Source organism: Streptomyces sp. NRRL F-5650 (genome assembly GCF_000721365.1).
Classification (GTDB): domain Bacteria; phylum Actinomycetota; class Actinomycetes; order Streptomycetales; family Streptomycetaceae; genus Streptomyces; species Streptomyces ardesiacus.
In genome coordinates this window covers 1-14,631 of record NZ_JOGV01000051.1, presented here as the reverse complement: position 1 = coordinate 14,631, position 14,631 = coordinate 1, and the positions used below count along the sequence as shown (strand labels likewise).

The following is a 14,631-nucleotide window of genomic DNA, read 5'->3' as shown; positions in this document are numbered from 1 at the left end:
CGGAGTTCAGTCCGCGGGCTCGGGTGTGGGTAACGGCGGACCGGGGCCCGGTGACACGCCGGGCCCCGGCAATTCCGCTCCGGGCCCGCGGCCGGGAGTTCGGGCGGAATCGTCTGCCAGCTGTCGGGATCGGACCGGTCACGAGTGCGGGAGTCACGGTCTGGGCGCGGCGTTGGACGAAGGAGTCTTCCGCCGCGCCGATGGCGGTTACGGACGCTGGGCGAGCATCGGGGTGACGTGGCTGGAGTGCTGGATGTAGGCGGCGAGGTCGGGACCCAGCAGGCCGGTGACCGTCAGCAGGTCCTTCATCCGAACGTCGACGGGGACGGTCAGCAGCGGTTCCCAGTGGGCCGCCCGGTTGCGCAGCTCGTGCAGGTCACCGATGAGCTGGTCGACCGTCGCGCGGTTGGTGCCGGGCGGGAACGCGAAGTGGAGGTGGGGGACCCACAGCGTCTTCTCGTGGGCGGAGGTGGACAGGTACCGCCACACTCCCAGCGACAGATCGGCGATGACCTTTCCCGGCGGGGCCGTGCGACCGTAGCGCTTGCGGGCGCTGTCGATGGCGCTGCGGGTCTTGTCGTTGATGTCGACCTGCCGCGGGCCGCGGCGGCCGCCCTTTTTGACACGGATCAGCGGGGCCCGAAGCGGGCTGGCCGGGTCGTCGAGCCAGTGCGTCGCACCAGTCCAGGTTGCGTCCAGGGCTCCGGCGTACGCGTTACGCAGAGCGATCTCGAAGTGGCTCAGGTCGCGGAGGACCGCGCAGGTCAGGGCCGTGTTCCACTCGTACAGCGCCAGGGCGCGGACGAGGTCGCCGCCGGCGGCGCTCAGGTAGATGCTGTGCCGGGCGGGGCTGAGCCAGTTCTCCACCCACGGCCCCGGCGCGGGGGCCGGGGATGCGTGCGTCACGGTTCCTCCTGCTGAGAAGTCGGGTATAGTCATGGGTGACAAGCCCCGGTGGACCGCTGATCTTCGTGATCATGTCGCCGGGGCTAAGACGTTTCCGGGCCCGGTACGCCTCTCCGCGGGCCGGGCGGGTCCCTGACCTACGTCGGGGCCTGCTGCTCGCGTACACACCATGAAACCCCCGGTTCCGGTCCGCTTCCGTATACTGGCTCTACGGCTTGACCTGTATGACGGCTCACCTCTCGATGGAGCGGACGATGAGGCGCAACATACAGGTCAATCCGTAGCTATCAAAACGATGCAGTTCGGGAGGGGTGCCGTGGTCCGGCACGTTCGTGATGCGGCCGCGGCGGCCGCGGAGGCGGTGAAGACCCGTCGCGAGACGCTGGCGGCGCTCACCGGGAGCGGCATGGTCGCGGACGCCTCCGCGGCCGCCGAAGAGCTGTCGGCATCAGGTCGCGCTCCCGCGGTGGTCCGTGTACGCCGCCCTTATCTCCGTCATTCCGTTCCGCTCGAGGTCGAGACGGAGCGCAACGGCCTGCCCCGCGAGAAGCGGCCCCCGGCCGGACGGCTGATCGCACCGCGCGGGGTCACCGGCCGACTGCACCTGCTGCTGCTGTTCGCCGCCGCGTGCCAGGCGGCCCCCGGGCGGCAGTGGCACTGCAACCTCCCCATCGAGCACGGCCGCGAGCAGCCGTTCTCTCTCGAACGGCTGGTCTGCGCGTTCGCCCGGCACCGGGGTGGCACCGGCTATGTCGCTAGCCCGAAGGCGAACAAGCTCCGGCAGATCACCGAGGCTCTCAAGACCCTCAACGACCAGCACCTGCTCGACCTGCCGCACCGCGGCGAGTACCAGCCGTTCCGCGACTTCAGCCTGCTGTGCGACAGCGGCCAGAGCACGGACAACGCCCCCATCACCTACCGGGTGCCCACGGCGAAGGAGCCGTGCATCGACATCCCGACCGAGTTCTTCAGCCGCGGCTGGGTGCATCTGCTGACCCCCAGCGAGATCGCCGCCTACCTGATGTGGCTCGACGTCAACCAGAATCCCCAGCACGAGGAGCCCTACGTCACCGGAGCGGAGCGCGCCGGCGCCTACGGCCTGACCCGGGAGGCCTTCGAGACCCACCAGGCGCTCCAGGCCTTCGGACTCGTCGACGTCGTCCCCGACCTCATGCGGCACGACGACGGGAAGTACACCGACTACAACCCCGAGGGCCGTCCCCCGCCGTGCCACCGCGTCACCGTCACCGCCGGCGGGCTCAGCCTGGAAGCCGCGCCCCGGATCACCGAGGTCCTCAACCGCTACGCCGCGACCGCTGACTGGGGCCGCCCGCTCGGTGCCCGCCCGATCTGAGCCGTCCTCTCTCCCTCCGCGGAATCTCCATGTCCGGCCCAGCCGGGAGTGACCACTGCGGTCAGCAGTGCGGCGACCGGCCACAGCAGGACACCGATGAGGGCGAGGGCGAGGGCCGAGAAGCCGGCGTGATGGGCGGCAAGCAGCAGGATGGTCGTGTGCAGGGCGCCGGCGGTGGTGGCCAGGTCGGCGCTCCAGCCCGTACGCCGTCGAAGGGCACCCTCGATCAGCCGGCGCACGGCCGTGGCGCCTGCGACGAGCGCGGGCCCACCCATGAAGGCCAGCGCCAGGGCGGACTTCCAGTGGGAAGGGGCTGCGATGAGCGTCGCGAGGACTGCGCCGCCGGTCAGGATCAGCATGGTCAGCAGGCCGGCGGTCGTGATCCGCAGTTCTTGTGCGGCATGTGGCCGGGGCGGGTCGAGGCAGTAGGCGCCCGCGAGCAGCAGTCCGACGGCGCTGCCGAGGGCGACCGACCAGGTAGTCGGGAACGCTGTGGTCAGGGAGAGCTCACCGGCGATCGCGGCAGCGGTGACAGCCCCCGCGTGGAGGGCCGTGCGGCCCGTCCTCGGGCCGCTGCAGTCCTGGGCCGCGGTGTCGGGGACGGCTACGACGAGGGTGGGCGTGGGCAGCTGCTGGGTCGGCACGGCTGTGGGTGCGTCAGCGATGGCGGCCAGGGCCGCGTGAAGCTGGGTGAGGCGGCTGCGGGTGTAGGCCGCGGTCGGCCTGCGGTCGGGGTCCTTGTCGAGGAGCTCCAGGACCAGCTGCTCGAGCTCGCGGGGGACGCCGGGGCGCAGGGCGGACAGCGGGGTCGGCGCGGTGTTGAGGTGCTGGTTGAGGACCTGCCATCCCGTGCCGGTGAAGGGGACGCTGCCGGCGAGGAGCTCGTGGAGGAGGCAGCCGAGCGAGTACAGGTCGCTGGGCGCGCCCAGGGGGGTGTCGCCGCGGGCCTGCTCGGGCGACATGTAGGCGGGGGTGCCGATGGCAACGCCGGTCACGGTCAGGGTGTGGTGGGTGGTGTCGGCCAGGCGGGCGATGCCGAAGTCGCACAGCCTCGCGGTTCCGTCAGCGTCGTCGAGGAGGATGTTGGACGGCTTGAGGTCGCGGTGGACGATGCCGCGATGGTGGGCCGACTCCAGGGCCCGGCTGATCTGGATCGCCCAGGTCAAAGCCTGGGTGACGGGGAGCGGGCGGCCGGTGAGCGTGTTCAGCGGCGGCCCGCCGACGAGGTCCATAGCCAGGAAGAGGACCCGTCGGTCGTCGAGGTTGGCGGCACCGTGGTCGCGGACGGCGACGACGTTCGGGTGGGACAGACGCGCGGCGACCTGTGCCTCGCGGCGGAAGGCCGCTTCCCGCACCGGGGCCCCCTCCCCCACCGGGATGATCTTGAGGGCGATGTCGTGGTGCTCGTGGAGGTCCTCGGCCCGCCACACGGTGCCCATGCCCCCGCTGCCGATCGGCTCCTTCAGCCGGTACCGGCCGGCGACCGTCGTGCCGCGCATCAAGACCTCCAGCCCTGCGTGTCCGAGCCCTGGGCCGGCTGGCTCCAGGCGCGCCGCGGGGTGAGGGCGTGCCCGCGGTGCGCCGGAGCATACGAAAACGCCTTGCCGGGACTGCGTGAAGCGATGCCGACCCCGAGGCCCCAACCGACGTTCCATGGGAAGTCTTAGCAGGTCAGTGCCGTGTGGTGAGGCGGTTGGGCGGGCCGCCGCCGGACGGCGGCGGCTGCAGATGCTGTCATCGGGTTCCGGGGAGACTCTTCGGATATGGACGACAGATGTGTGTGGTGCGGTGCGGGACTGCCCGGCGGGCGGCGACGCCGGTACTGCCCTCGTCCGCGTTCCTGCCGGCAGGAGGCGTACCGGGAGCGGCGGCGGGCGGCAGCTGCCCTCCGGGCACGGATCGCTCTGGTGCAGATCTCGCGCGAGATCCGGGCTCGGTGCGAGGCCCTGGAGCTGCTGGTGGCCGACGCGGTCGGCAACGAGCGGGCCGACGCGGGACTGCACAGCGCCGCGGCCGCGGACTTCCGTCACCTGACCAGCGAGCTGGTGCGGTGCGCGGTGATCGCGGATCGAGAGGTCGGCGCTACCTGGGAGCAGATCGGACGCCCGCACGGTCTGAGCGCGGATGCGGCACGGGCCCGGTACGGCCGTGCCCGGCTCCTGTGGCCTCCGCCGATGCCGGAGTGACGCCAGCCTGTGTGGAGAGTGCCGGTCAGCACCCGCCAGGAGCGGCGAGAAGGTCGTTGGCCCCCTGGCCTGTGCGGAGTTCGGATACGGCGAAGGGCCCGGACGGATCCGGACCCTTCGGTCAGTAGCGGGGACAGGATTTGAACCTGCGACCTCTGGGTTATGAGCCCAGCGAGCTACCGAGCTGCTCCACCCCGCGTCGGCGGCGCCACTTTACACAGTGGACGTCGCGGGGCGGCGCTCATTTTCCGGGGTCAGCCGCGGCGGACGATGTTCTCGGCCTGGGGGCCCTTCTGGCCCTGGGTCACGTCGAAGGTGACCTGCTCGCCCTCGTTGAGCTCGCGGAAGCCGTTGCCGGAGATGTTGGAGTAGTGCGCGAAGACGTCCGGTCCGCCGCCGTCCTGCTGGATGAAGCCGAAGCCCTTCTCGGCGTTGAACCACTTCACGGTGCCGCTGGCCATGCCTATTGTCCTTCGATGTCGCCCGGTGATTCCCGGTTGGTCTGGAGGTGGGGCCGTCCGTCACCGGAAGGCGTCCGCCGTCCGTTCTACCCCGTAGGCGACACGTCTATCCGGCTCCGCGTGGTCGCGGCGTGCCGCTGTGCTGCCCGTCCGGGGCACAAGGCCTTCCGGTGATGAGCCGGTGCCCGTGAGCGGGGGCTACTTCCCCTTGGCGGCTTCCTTGAGCTTGGAGCCCGCGGAGACCTTCACGCTGTAGCCAGCGGGGATCTGAAGGGGTTCGCCCGTCTGCGGGTTGCGGGCGGTGCGAGCGGCACGGTGGGTGCGCTCGAAAGTCAGGAAGCCGGGGATGGTGACCTTCTCGTCGCCCTTGGCGACGACGTCGCCGACGGTCTCGGCGAGGGCCGCCAGCACGGCGTCGGCGTCCTTGCGGGTGACCTCGGCGCGCTCGGAGAGGGCTGCGATCAGCTCACTGCGGTTCATGTGCGGTACTCCGTGACGTTCGGGTTGCCGCGCCCGCTGGGCGGACGCGACGCTTCTGCCGCCATCCTGTCACCGGGGTCTGACAACGCTTCGCCCCGGTGCTCGCGGCCAGGTCGCTCCTGGCCCATGGCCTCGGCTCCGAGGTGGGTGAAGGCCGCTACCAGGTGTGCGGCGGCGGTGCGTACGCCGTGGCCGGTGGCGGGGTGCTGGTCGGTCATCAGTGGCCTTCCGGTCTGCCAAGGATCGCGCGAAGTGCGTTCACTGCCGACAACCAGCCGTCGGCCGGATTGGACACGGGACCGGTCGGGGATCGGCAGCAAGCCCTCCCCCGGGACGTCTGTGTCAGGTGCCGGCCGAAACGGCGTCCTCCCTCGACGGCTGTGGTGGGTGGGGGGTCAGTCCGGCTTCGGTGACGGCATAGAGATGCTCGGGGAGCAGGGTGTCCCAGCGTTTGCGGAGGTTCTTCAGCCACTGGCCGACCTTGAACTCCTCGCCGTCGACGGTGACGGTGTCGCGCTGGCGGATGTGGAGGTGGCCTTCACGGGCGCGGAAGGCGGCGACGGCCGCCAGGCCGTGGTCGAGCTGCCGCTGCTGGCGGGCGGCGCGGCCGGTGGGCTGCGGCGGCTCGCCGGCGGGTTCGATCAGGCTGATGCCGAGTTCGCGCACGAGCCGGAGCTGTTCGGGGTGGAGGGTGCTGTAGTCGGTGCTCTGGGCGCGGACCCATTCGCCGAGGGGCTCGTCGTCGTCGGTTACGAAGTCGGCAGGGAGGTCGTCGAGGGTGATGCTGGCGTCGGCGTAGGCGCGGGCGGTGTAGTAGAGGCGCTGCCAGGTGATCGACCAGGCGGGGTTCCAGTACGGATCGATCTCGGCGAGTGCGAGGTCGGTGGGGTCGGGTTCGAGTCCGTTGTCCGCGCGGGCGCGGGCGGCGGCCCGTCGGTTGGTGAGCCAACGGCCGAGGGCGAAGTCGCCGGCCATCTCGCCGGTGGGGGCCGCGAGGTGTCCGTGGCGGGCGGCCCAGTTGCGGGCGTGGAGCAGTCCGCGTTCGGCGGCCTGGGTCTGGAGGTTCCAGATGATGCCCAGGTGTTCGAGGGCCTTGAGCTGAGCGGGCTTGAGGGTGCCGGCCGCGTACGCCTTGCGCGCGCGGTTGATCCAGCGGCCGAGCGCGAATCCGGTCTCATCGTCGTAGAGCCGGGGGACGTCGAGATGCCCGTAGGTCTGGTGGTAGGTGGTGGCGGCTTCCAGGCCGCGGCGGAAGGACGCCTCGCGGGGGTGAAGGACCCGCAGCCGGAACGCCTGCGCGATGGTGTCGGCGGGGAAGGGGCGGTCGAAGGCGACGTCCACGGGCACGCCCGTCTCCTCGTCCTCGTCGTACGGGACCGGGTGGGCGGGCTGCTGGGGGACGGCGAGCCGGTCGGCGATGCGGTCGTCGTGGGCGCGCAGGGCTTGGAGGACCCGCCAGAGCGGCCGGTACAGGTTGGAGCCCATGAGGTCGTCGGCGTCTTCGCCGGGGGCGACGTAGACGGGGACGATGAGCGTGGCTTTCTTGCCCTGGCCGGGTTTCTGGCGCAGCGCCCTGCCGACGGCCTGGACCGTGTCGACGATCGACTCCTTGGGGTCGGCGAAGACGACGGTGTCGATCGAGGGGATGTTGACGCCCTCGCCGAGAAGGCGGGCGTTGGCGATCAGGGTGCGGTGGGCGGGCTCGAGGAACTCGCCGGGGCGGCCGTCGAACCGGTCGAGGAGCTCGCGGCGGTAGGCGGGGTCCTGGTTGCCGTCGAGGCCGGTCGCCCACAGCTCGCCCGGGTCGGGACAGCTGGTGCCGGTCTCGTCGAGGGCGTAGAGGCGCGTGGCGGTCTCGCGGAGGGTGCCGGCGAAGGCGTGGGCATCGGCGACCCGGTGGTGGAAGGAGACGACGCGGCGCAGGTCGAGCTCGGCCATGGCACGCAGGACGGCGATCTGGAGGGCGGCTTGGCGCAGTTCGGCTTCGGTGGCCTTGTCGGAGATCCCGAGCCGGGCGCGGATGGTCGCCTCGTGCACTTCCATGACGACGACGCGGTAGTCGGCCAGGAGGTCCATGTCGATGGCCTCGGCGAGCGGGAGGCGGAAGCAGGTGTCGCCGTACAGGTTGGGGTTGTCCATGGACGCGACGAGCGAGTCGTCTTCGTCGTCTCCGGGCTCACCGGCCGACCAGATGCGGGGGGTGGCGGTGAGGTAGAGGCGCTTGTGGGCGGGGATCAGTTCGTCGTCGTGGACGGCTGCCCAGCGCTTGCCCAGGTGACCGCTGGTTCGGTGGGCTTCGTCGATGGCGATCAGCGACCAGGGCGGGAGGGCGAAGCGGTGGTGGGCGTCCTGGACGCGGTGCAGGGAGTGGTAGGTGGCGAAGACCGTCAGGCCGGGGTTCTGGTGGACGGTCGCGGTCAGGGCGGCCGGGTCGGTGGTGAACGCGACGGCTTCGCCTGTGGTGTTGGGGCGCTTGGAGCACAGGGCGAGGATGGGGCCGCTCATGCCGGCGGTGCGCCAGTCGTCGATGGTCTGGGCGAGGAGTTCCAGGGTGGGCAGCAGCACCAGGCGGGTGCCCTGGGGAGCGACGCGGGCGGCGGTGCGCGCGGCGACGTACGTCTTGCCGGTGCCGCAGGCCATCACGATGGAGGTCCGGGCGGTCTGGCGCAGCGCGGTGTGCGCTGCGTGGACGGCCTGGGACTGGTGCGGGCGCAGCCTGATCCTGGGCGGCGGGGTGGTGATGGTCGCGGTCATGGTGGTGGCCGGTCCTCTCAGCCGGGGACAGTCGGCGGTCAGGTGATGCTGAAGCGGATGTGGTCGATGGCGGTTAGCTCGACCTTCTGAAGCGAGCCGGCGCGGGTGCCGCCGTCGGTGAAGTAGTCGTCGCGCAATCCGTCGGCGATCAGCTGGGCGAGGTCTTCTTCGGAGGCGCCGGCCGCCTTGGCCTCGAAGAGGGCGGCCGCGGTGGCGGCGTCCAGGCGGCGGGTGAGACGCCGGTAGCGCGGGTCGTTGGTGCTTCCCTTGGGGGAGGTGAATCCGAACTTGCCGCGGACGTCGACCTTGATGCCGCCGGTGGTGACGGCGGTCTGAAACTTCTTCGCCTTGACGATCGGCTGCCAGAGCTTCTTGACCTCGGCTTCGATGAGAGCGGCGGTCTCGGGCTTCGCTGTCTTGATCTTGTCGTCGCGGTAGCGCTCGACGGTGCGCTGGGACTTGCCGATCTTCTCGGCGACCGCGCGGGCGGCCTCGGCGCGGCTGACGCCCTTCTCCTGCTTGAGCAGGAAACGGATCCGGGCGCCCAGGGTCTTGGGGATCGGCTGGGAGTAGGCGGTTTCGGCGGCCTCTTCCAGTCGGTCTTCGATCAGTCCCACGTTCAGTCAGCTTCCTTGGGGTTCAGGCCACGCGGACGAGCGAGTCGTCCTTGATCTCGTTGGCGATGTTCACTCCGTCGGCGAGCAGGTCCAGCGCCCAGTCGATGGTCTGGGAGCCCTGGTGCTTGACGGAGCCGGGGTTGACGCCGAGGCGGAACCCGCCGCGGATCGGCTGGCCGTCGGGGCCGTGGAGGAGGGACAGCGGCGACAGGCTGTCGGTGGCGTAGACGACGCAGTCGGTGTTGACGGCGAGCGGGTAACGGCCCGCCGTGGTGGCGAGGTTGTGCATCTTGCGGTGCATGTTGGTCCGCGCCTTCGACAGGATCATGGCGCGGATGTCGGGCCGCCACGTGACCCGCTTCAGGGCCGGCCACGGGTCGCCGAAGGCGTGGCCGATTCCCATGTTCGGGCGCTGGCGCAGCTTGCCGATTCCGGACTTGGCGGTGGCCTTGATGGCGTTCGCCAGGGTGACCAGCAGCGGATCGCCGTCCTTGTAGCTGGCCATCGCCGCGAGGAAGGCTTCGTCATCGAGGTCCTTGGTGACGCCGAGGTCGGCCATCACGGTCAGGTAGGCGTCGCGCAGCGTCTCGTACCAGGGCTGGAGGTAGGGGCTGTGGATCTTACGGACCCAGGCCTCCATCGGGCGGACGTCGGCGCCGAGCTCGACGGCGTAGGCGACGGTGGGTGTGGCGTACCAGCCGGGACCTTCGGGGCGTACGCCGCTGGAGGTGAAGGGGCTGGGCATGCGCGGGTCGGTCTCGACGTGGGACAGGTCCACGTACCAGGAGCCGGGAAGCTCGGGGTCGAAGGCGGGGTTGCGGGGGTAGTGGATGGCCGGGCCGGTGCCGACGTGGAGGCGCCGGCACGCCGCCAGGAACGCCACCTGCACGTCCAGCGCGACGACGTGGGTGCACGCCCGCTCGGCGTCGGTGATCAGGTCGGCGGGGCGGACCCAGATGCACGCCTCCTCGTCGAGGGCCTCGCTGGCGGGCCGGGAGCCTTCCTCCGGGTAGTCAGCGGCGACGACGGGGTGCTCGTCGGGGGCCTCGCACGGAGCGGGGTCGACGACGGTGTGAAGGGTGTGGGGCGCCTTCACCGAGACGTACTTGTTCTCCTTCTCGCTCCACTCGGCCTTGGTGGGCGGGCGCAGCGAGGTCATGAGCTCCTCGCCGGTGACGGCGACGGTGCCGCGGGGGGTGATGACCAGGCGGGCGTAGGTGCCGAGCATCCGGGCGAGGTCGCCCGCAGGCAGGTCGCCTGCCTGCCCCCAGACGCGGTCCTCCAACGCCCCCCAGGGCGTGAGGAAGAGCTGAACGCAGTGGCGCTTGCCGTCGACGCGCTTGAAGACCCTCGGCCAGGGCCCGAACCCCGACTTGGTGAGCTCCCACCCGGCCTTGATGAGGCCCTTGACGGCCTTGTGGTCGGCCGGCAGGCGGAGTTCTTCCTGGTCCGCGAGGTCGGCGGGCAGGCCGAAGTGTGCGACAGCGCCCTCGGTGAGGACGAGGAGCGGGTCCTGGTCGAAGCCGTTGTCGTGGACCTTGGCCGCGCCCAGGCGGATCTTCCGCTTGTCCAGCGCCCACGTGGCCAGGGCCTGGAGGGTCTTGGCCGGGCACGGCACGGTGCGGCCGTCGACGAGGTGCGCGGTCAGGGCGCCGTCGGTGACGTCGAGGACGGCCAGCGGCCCGTCGGCGTACTGCGGCGGCACCGGCTTCGCGCCCCGCTTCTTCGCCGTGCGGTTCACACGGCGAGAAGCCGGCGCGGCGCCCGGGCGGTGCGGCGCGGCCGACGGCCGGGCGGAGGGTGCGGCAGCGGCAAGTGCAGTGGCCGAAGCGGCAGCCGGGGCTGCGGAGGCCGGTGTGACCGCCGCCGAGGCCGCATCGGTCTGCGGGACGGAGGCAGGCGCGGACCCGGCGGTGGGCCGGGCGCCGCAGCGGGGCATCCCCATGGCGGCCATGGCCTGGAGGTACACGTGGCGGGGCCGGCCACCGACGACACTCGACGTCGGGTGCCCGCAGCGGACGCATAGCCGGGTGACTCCCTCGGGCAGGTCGACCCAGGAGCCGGGAGTGTCGAACTCGGGTTCCGCCGTCTCCGTGTGAGCCGGGCTGGACTCGGTGTTCTGCCAGTCGAGTTCGGGCGGGTCCTCGATGTCGAAGTCGAGCTCGAGAGGGGCCTCCTCCGCAGCGACCGCAACGGGCACCGGTTCAGCCTCGGGTTCAGGTTCGGGGGTGGCGGAGCTGCCCTCCGCATCAGCGCGAGACAGTTCGGCTGCGAAGTAGGCGAGAATCCTGGCGTAGCGCTGCCCTTTCTCGCCGCGCGGCGTGCGAGGAGGATCCGATTCCCAGGTCCACACGGTCTCGCGGCGCACGCCGGCGGCTTGGCCCATCTGCGTCACGGTCCAGCCGAATGCTTCGCGAAGCGTGGCACGCTCCGCCGGATCCGGCAGTTGTGGCACCGGGCCGTCGAACCGGATTCGCTCGAGCACCGCTGCCACAGGGTCGCTGCCCCCCATCTCCACCTCCACCCTCAAAGTCCAAAATCTAACGCGAATCTAACGTACTCGGTGCGACGGTGCAAGCGTCGTGTTTTCGTTTCAGTGTGTACTGTAGTTGTTGTGGAATCTAGTTTCAATATGTAGTGTGATGGCTGGTTGGCCAGGCGGTCGGCGCGGCCGCGTTCGCGGTGTCCCCCGTACGAGTCAGCCCCCTTGCCCCGTCGGCAGCTCGCCCCCGTCCGACACGACAGCTGAGGAGTACGACAGCCATGCCCTTCCGGTCCCCCGAGCCGGGAGAGCCCGCCGCGCCGGGATCGCGGATCGTCGTGGAGTCCGGCGACATCCTGATGCGCCGCAGTCTCACCGACCACGCCCCCGCCGCCCAGGTGCACGTGATCGACGCCGCCAAGGCTCTGGAGGACTTCCGCCTCTGCCACGGCACTGCGCGGCTGGATCGTGGTGAGGTCCTCCTCGACCTGGCGATCGCGACGTTCCAGGCGCGCACCGGCGAGCACGACGAGGCCGCCTGGCAGGCCGCCGCGGTCTACATGGTGGAGTTGTGGGCGACGCGATACGGCGCGGCCCGCCCGACCGCGTTCGACCCGGCCCCGCCCCCGCCGTCCCGGTTCACTCCGGCGCATCCGCTGCGACTGGAGACGGTCAGCCGCGAGGCCCACGACCGTATCCTCGGCGCCGGCCGGTCCCTTGAGCGCAAGACGCGCGGTGTGGACCTGATGGACGTCGTCCGCGCACAGCACGGCATCCACGAAGCCGCCCGGCTGCTCCACCAGCTCGACGGGCTGTCCATGCCGCTTTGGGTGCTCATCGCCCGGTTCTGCGCCGAGGTCCAGGCGGAGAACCTCCGCATCCTCAAGGCTCCCGCCCCCGGGACCACGGCCTGACGCGCCCCCTCATACGCTCGTCGCCGGGCGCGCCAGTCGCCTGGCACCAACCCAACCCTTCGTCCCCGTTCAGGAGTTCCCGTGAGCACCAGCCCCTCCCCCGTCCCTTCCACCGTCGGCCCGGTCCGGGCCGGACAGCTGTGGCAGGACATGGCCCCCGACATGGTCGCCCGCGAGCGGATTCTGCGCGTGACCGACGTGAACGAGACCCACGCCGAGTGCGTGGTCGAGCGCGACAAGCAGGGCACGGCCGGCCGCAAGACGCGGCCGATGGCCCTCAAGCGCTTCGCGACGAGCGCATTCAAGCTGATCGAGGACGTCGTCGACGACGCCGACCAGGCCCTCTACGCCCGCTTCCTGGCGGCAATGACGAACGTACAGGGCACCAACCCCTCGCCCATGGAGTACGCGACCGCGGCACTGCGCGTGCATCACGAGGTCATCGCCGAGGCAGCGAAGACCCAGGACTGAACCGGGGGCCGCAGTGCGGAATCACTGCTGGAAGGGAGCTGGATAGGTGGTGACGATTGCCCAGTCCGGGGCCCGGGCCGCCCCCGAAACTCGGCCGGCGGACGAGGCGTACAGGGCCGGTGACATCGTGCGGGTGGAGGGCCGGGCGGGCGAGTGGGAGCTGATGAAGCCCGGCCCCGGTCCGGGTGTGTGGACCGTGGAGTCCGCGCGGCTCGAGGACCGCGTGAGCGCACAGGTCGTGGTGAGCGCGCTCCGGCGGTTGGCCGATGCTCCCCACGTCCGGCGGGGTGACCTGGTGATGCAGCGATACCCCGAGCAGGAGCGTGCCGCAGTGGTCGGTGCCGTGGTCCGGCTTGGACGGTGGGTGGCAGTGAAGTCATCCGCTCAGGCCGACGGCAGCATCTGCCGCACGCTGGACTCCGTCGACCGGCTGGAGGTGGTCACCGCGGAGCAGATCGCCGCGGCCGTCCGGCTCGATCTCGCCCACGGAGTACACGTGGGACGGATCGTGCAGGCGGTTGTGTCCGCGCGCGCCGGCCAGTTCCGCGTGGTGTGCCGCTGCGCGCCGGGTGCCGGCGAGATCTGCCGCGACGGCCGCAAGGTCACCTGGTGCCCCACCCTCGACAGCGCCCGCCAGCTCTGGGACTGGCATGTCTCCTGACCCGCCCCCGCGCCGCGCGGGTGCGGACAGTCGCGGTGCGACGTTTCCGTGGCCGACCTGGAACCCGTAAGGCAGCTGGTCCGCGCACGTTCCGCCCGGCGGTAGCGCGCCATGGGGGCCAGCCGGTCGCATCCCGGCAGGCCGCCCGCCGGCCCCTGCTGCCCCGCGAGGGGCCGGCGGCTTCGCGACGACACGGGCGTTCGTCTCGATGAGCTCACGCCGCCCGGGCGCCTGTTCGGTCAGTTCGCCCAGCGCCAGGTCCGATCCCGCCACGACGGGCCTCACCCCTCCGTGCCAAGGCGGACAGGCTCGTACCCCGGCCGCAACGGCGGCTCGGTGGCGGCCGGGTGATCAGATGCGGTGGAGCGGCGCGGAGTGCTGCCAGTGCCAGTTGACCGGGCCCCACTGCTTCTTCAGGGCCGTGCGCTGTCGGCCGTACGCCCGCAGTGCCGCCTCAACGGTTGCCGCGAGGTCGGTGAGGTCGTCGGGGGCAGGGACGCGCAGGATCAGGTGCTGCTTGGTATGGGCCAGCAGCAGGTCGCCGTTGGGGGCACAGGCTCCGAGGGTGAAGTGGGTCAGCGACTTGAAGGTCTTGGTGCCGGTGTCCAGCTTGGCGCGGAGCGCTCCTGCCCGGTCCCAGGCGTAGAGGCCGTAGCGGTTGAGGTGGAAGGCGTGGCCCCGGTGCGGGTCGGCCGCGAGGTTGAAGCAGAAGCCGGTGAAGGGCGAATCGCGCCACTCATGCAGGCCGTGGAGCCGTCCGGTCATCTCCCCCTGGTCGTTGACGAGGGCGAAGACGAAGGGCTGGCCGCGGCTGCCACCTCGGAACGTCCTGGCGTAGAAGGGGACGACGAAGAGGTCGTCGGAGAGCGGCACCGGTCGGCCGAGGCGGGACTGCTCCCATTTGGAGAGGCGGTCCTCGGCGGCGACGAGCTCAGTCAGGGCCGGGCGTGGGCGGTTCGCCATCCCTATGGGATCGCCCTTATAGGTGGCGTGCGGGCGCAGGTCGACGGCGCTCTGGTGTGCCGGCTCGGGGTCGAGCGAGGCGAGCGCGCGGATGGCCGGCTTGGACTCGGCGGTCAGAGCTCCCTCGGCGATGCCCACGAGGTTGGTGATGACGCTTCCGAACCTCCAGACCCCGTACTCAGCGAGGGTGCACAGCAGTCGGCCCGAGGGGGTGACGCTGATGGACCCGGCGAAAGGGTCGCCCTCCTGCGGCGTGAAGTCCCGGAAGGGCCGGCCGTCCTTGGACCTCGTAACACGATCTTGTTGAGGGCTTCCAGGCGTGTCGGACAGGTGTGACGATTCGGCCGTTCCGCGGAGATGAATACCCGGTGTCGGGTCTTCA

General features: G+C 71.1%; 14 protein-coding genes and 1 tRNA gene. 5 read left to right on the top strand and 10 right to left on the bottom strand.

The window, feature by feature from the left end; all coding sequences use genetic code 11:
* Positions 1–207 precede the first annotated feature (207 nt).
* Positions 208–906, bottom strand: a complete 699-nt coding sequence (locus tag IG88_RS0132320; protein WP_051852149.1) for an Abi family protein — start codon at positions 904–906, stop codon at positions 208–210.
* Between the two features lie 316 nt (positions 907–1,222).
* Here IG88_RS0132320 and IG88_RS0132315 point away from each other — a divergent pair, with 316 nt between their 5' ends.
* A complete protein-coding gene (locus IG88_RS0132315) occupies positions 1,223–2,260 on the top strand; it encodes a hypothetical protein (protein WP_031049010.1) in 1,038 nt (345 codons plus the stop codon).
* Here IG88_RS0132315 and IG88_RS40435 read toward each other — a convergent pair.
* Positions 2,209–3,759, bottom strand: a complete 1,551-nt coding sequence (locus IG88_RS40435) for a serine/threonine-protein kinase (RefSeq protein WP_051852148.1) — start codon at positions 3,757–3,759, stop codon at positions 2,209–2,211. The two genes, IG88_RS0132315 and IG88_RS40435, sit on opposite strands and share 52 nt — an antisense overlap.
* Positions 3,760–4,167: 408 nt before the next feature.
* On the opposite strand from IG88_RS40435, the gene IG88_RS0132305 reads away from it, so the two are divergent.
* Positions 4,168–4,446: a hypothetical protein gene (locus IG88_RS0132305; protein ID WP_031049006.1), complete on the top strand. Its 279-nt coding sequence runs from the start codon at positions 4,168–4,170 to the stop codon at positions 4,444–4,446.
* A gap of 125 nt (positions 4,447–4,571) precedes the next feature.
* On the opposite strand, the gene IG88_RS0132300 is transcribed toward IG88_RS0132305, so the two are convergent.
* The 7 genes from IG88_RS0132300 to tap all read right to left on the bottom strand — a co-directional run bounded on the left by IG88_RS0132300 (position 4,572) and on the right by tap (position 10,958).
* Positions 4,572–4,645 (bottom strand) — tRNA-Met (locus IG88_RS0132300).
* Between the two features lie 55 nt (positions 4,646–4,700).
* Entirely contained in the window at positions 4,701–4,907 is a 207-nt protein-coding gene (locus tag IG88_RS0132295; protein WP_031049003.1) for a cold-shock protein, read from the bottom strand.
* A gap of 198 nt (positions 4,908–5,105) precedes the next feature.
* Entirely contained in the window at positions 5,106–5,387 is a 282-nt protein-coding gene (locus IG88_RS0132290) for an HU family DNA-binding protein (protein ID WP_031049002.1), read from the bottom strand.
* Positions 5,384–5,605, bottom strand: coding sequence for a hypothetical protein (locus tag IG88_RS43580; protein WP_158854140.1), 222 nt, complete (start codon positions 5,603–5,605; stop codon positions 5,384–5,386). The genes IG88_RS0132290 and IG88_RS43580 overlap by 4 nt, the downstream gene beginning before the upstream one ends.
* A 124-nt stretch (positions 5,606–5,729) precedes the next feature.
* A complete protein-coding gene (locus IG88_RS0132285) occupies positions 5,730–8,141 on the bottom strand; it encodes a DEAD/DEAH box helicase (protein ID WP_051852147.1) in 2,412 nt (803 codons plus the stop codon).
* Positions 8,142–8,179: 38 nt separating this feature from the next.
* Entirely contained in the window at positions 8,180–8,758 is a 579-nt protein-coding gene (gene tpg / locus IG88_RS0132280; RefSeq protein WP_031049000.1) for a telomere-protecting terminal protein Tpg, read from the bottom strand.
* Between the two features lie 22 nt (positions 8,759–8,780).
* Positions 8,781–10,958 carry a telomere-associated protein Tap gene (gene tap / locus IG88_RS0132275; RefSeq protein ID WP_234332401.1) on the bottom strand — a complete coding sequence of 726 codons (2,178 nt, stop codon included), beginning with the start codon at positions 10,956–10,958 and terminating at the stop codon, positions 8,781–8,783.
* 563 nt (positions 10,959–11,521) lie between these two features.
* Here tap and IG88_RS0132270 point away from each other — a divergent pair.
* The 3 genes from IG88_RS0132270 (at position 11,522) to IG88_RS0132260 (ending at position 13,286) form a co-directional block, all read left to right on the top strand.
* Positions 11,522–12,154, top strand: coding sequence for a hypothetical protein (locus tag IG88_RS0132270; protein ID WP_031048997.1), 633 nt, complete (start codon positions 11,522–11,524; stop codon positions 12,152–12,154).
* Positions 12,155–12,235: 81 nt separating this feature from the next.
* Positions 12,236–12,625 (top strand): DUF6354 family protein, encoded by a 390-nt coding sequence (locus tag IG88_RS0132265; protein ID WP_031048995.1) that lies wholly within the window; start codon positions 12,236–12,238, stop codon positions 12,623–12,625.
* Positions 12,626–12,674: 49 nt separating this feature from the next.
* Positions 12,675–13,286, top strand: a complete 612-nt coding sequence (locus IG88_RS0132260; protein WP_234332400.1) for a hypothetical protein — start codon at positions 12,675–12,677, stop codon at positions 13,284–13,286.
* 351 nt (positions 13,287–13,637) lie between these two features.
* Here the strand turns inward: IG88_RS0132260 and IG88_RS0132255 are convergent, their stop codons facing one another.
* Positions 13,638–14,387 carry a hypothetical protein gene (locus IG88_RS0132255; RefSeq protein WP_051852146.1) on the bottom strand — a complete coding sequence of 250 codons (750 nt, stop codon included), beginning with the start codon at positions 14,385–14,387 and terminating at the stop codon, positions 13,638–13,640.
* Positions 14,388–14,631 lie beyond the last annotated feature (244 nt).

What these genes read in the sequence shown, in the direction of transcription:
- IG88_RS40435 (WP_051852148.1), bottom strand. Translation starts at nt 3,759, where the DNA reads ATGCGCGGCACGACGGTCGCCGGCCGGTACCGGCTGAAGGAGCCGATC.
- IG88_RS0132295 (WP_031049003.1), bottom strand. Translation starts at nt 4,907, where the DNA reads ATGGCCAGCGGCACCGTGAAGTGGTTCAACGCCGAGAAGGGCTTCGGC.
- IG88_RS0132290 (WP_031049002.1), bottom strand. Translation starts at nt 5,387, where the DNA reads ATGAACCGCAGTGAGCTGATCGCAGCCCTCTCCGAGCGCGCCGAGGTC.
- IG88_RS43580 (WP_158854140.1), bottom strand. Translation starts at nt 5,605, where the DNA reads ATGACCGACCAGCACCCCGCCACCGGCCACGGCGTACGCACCGCCGCC.
- IG88_RS0132285 (WP_051852147.1), bottom strand. Translation starts at nt 8,141, where the DNA reads ATGACCGCGACCATCACCACCCCGCCGCCCAGGATCAGGCTGCGCCCG.
- IG88_RS0132270 (WP_031048997.1), top strand. Translation starts at nt 11,522, where the DNA reads ATGCCCTTCCGGTCCCCCGAGCCGGGAGAGCCCGCCGCGCCGGGATCG.